This is a genomic window from Acidovorax sp. GW835-FHT14G06, assembly GCF_058793595.1.
This window is the reverse complement of sequence record NZ_JBXAGA010000046.1, coordinates 1-1,608: the sequence shown is the minus strand read 5'-3', so window position 1 is coordinate 1,608 and position 1,608 is coordinate 1. Positions and strand designations below refer to the sequence as shown.

The window sequence follows — 1,608 nt, the reverse complement described above, 5'->3', positions numbered from 1 at the left end:
GGGGATGCGGACAAAAACTTGGACTACCAGGAGGTAGTTCATGTATTCCTACGAAGATCGAATCCGAGCTGTTGAGCTCTATGTCAAGCTGGGCAAACGCGTCAGACCCACAATCCGACAGCTGGGTTACCCCACCAAGAATTCCTTGAAGGGCTGGTTCCGTGAATACGAGCAACGTCTTGATTTGCCAGCCGGCTACGCAGGTCGAGAACCCAAGTTCTCACCGGCCCAGAAAGCGGCGGCGATCGAGCACTACCTCACCCATGACCGATGCATCGCGGCCACGATGAGGGCGCTGGGCTACCCCTGTCGTGGAACGCTTACCAAATGGGTGCGTGAGGCATTCCCTGAGGCCAGGAGGGCTGTCGTTGGCAGTGTGGGCCAACGAAGGTATCCCGAGTCCTTGAAGCAAGCCGGAGTCATGGAGCTTTGCACCCGGCAGGAAAGTGCACAGTCTGTTGCCGACAAGCTGGGCGTGTGCCGGCCAACGTTGTACAACTGGAAGAACCAGCTTCTGGGACGTGAGGCACCCGCATCCATGAAACACACCGATCAATCACCGCAGGCGCGAGAGCGAGAAGAGCTCGAACGCCAGGTTGAGATACTGCGCCGCGGAGTCAGGCAGCTGCGCCTTGAGCAGGAGCTCTTAAACAAGGCCAATGAACTGTTAAAAAAAGGCCTGGGCGTCGATCTGCAGCTCCTGTCCAACCGGGAGAAGACACTGCTGATTGACGCCCTCAAGGAGCACTATGGCCTGCCAGAGCTTCTTGCACAGTTGGGTCTTGCGCGCAGCTCCTACTTCTACCATCGGGCGCGTGCAGCAGCGGGAGACAAGTACCTCTCCGCGCGTCGTGCGATCACCGAGATCTTTGAGTCGAATCATCGCTGCTACGGCTACCGCAGGCTGCAAGCCTCGCTGACCAGGCAGCAAGGCCCGATCTCCGAGAAGGTGGTGCAGCGCCTGATGAAGCAGGAGAGCCTGGTTGTAGCTAAGCCCAAGAGGCGGCGGTATGCGTCTTACCTGGGCGAGATCAGCCCGGCACCAGAGAACATCATCAACCGAGACTTCCAGGCTGCAGCGCCCAACGAGAAATGGCTGACCGACATCACGGAGTTCAAGATCCCTGCGGGCAAGGTCTACCTGTCGCCGATCATCGATTGCTTCGACGGGATGGTGGTGAGCTGGACCATTGGCACGAGCCCGGACGCTGAACTGGTCAACACCATGCTGGATGCTGCGATAGAGACTGTGACGGAGACCAGCGACCGACCAGTGGTCCACTCAGACCGCGGAGGGCACTACCGCTGGCCAGGCTGGCTATCGAGAATGAGCGAAGCGAACCTTACCCGTTCGATGTCCCGCAAGGCCTGCTCGCCTGACAACGCAGCCTGCGAGGGATTCTTCGGGCGGCTGAAGAATGAGCTGTTCTATCCTCGGGACTGGAAGGGCACGACCATCGAGCAGTTCATTGGGGTGGTCGATGACTACATCCGCTGGTACAACGAGAAGCGGATCAAGATCTCCCTTGGCTCCCTCAGCCCCATCGAGTACCGGGTGAGCCTTGGACTTGCGGCATAAAACCAGTCCAACTTTTTATCCGCACCCCC

General features: G+C 58.8%; 1 protein-coding gene. It reads left to right on the top strand.

Features of this window, described 5'->3' with window-relative positions:
* Positions 1 to 40 precede the first annotated feature (40 nt).
* Entirely contained in the window at positions 41 to 1,579 is a 1,539-nt protein-coding gene (locus tag AC1Q64_RS25645) for an IS3 family transposase (protein ID WP_492253175.1), read from the top strand.
* The last annotated feature ends 29 nt before the right edge of the window (positions 1,580 to 1,608 follow it).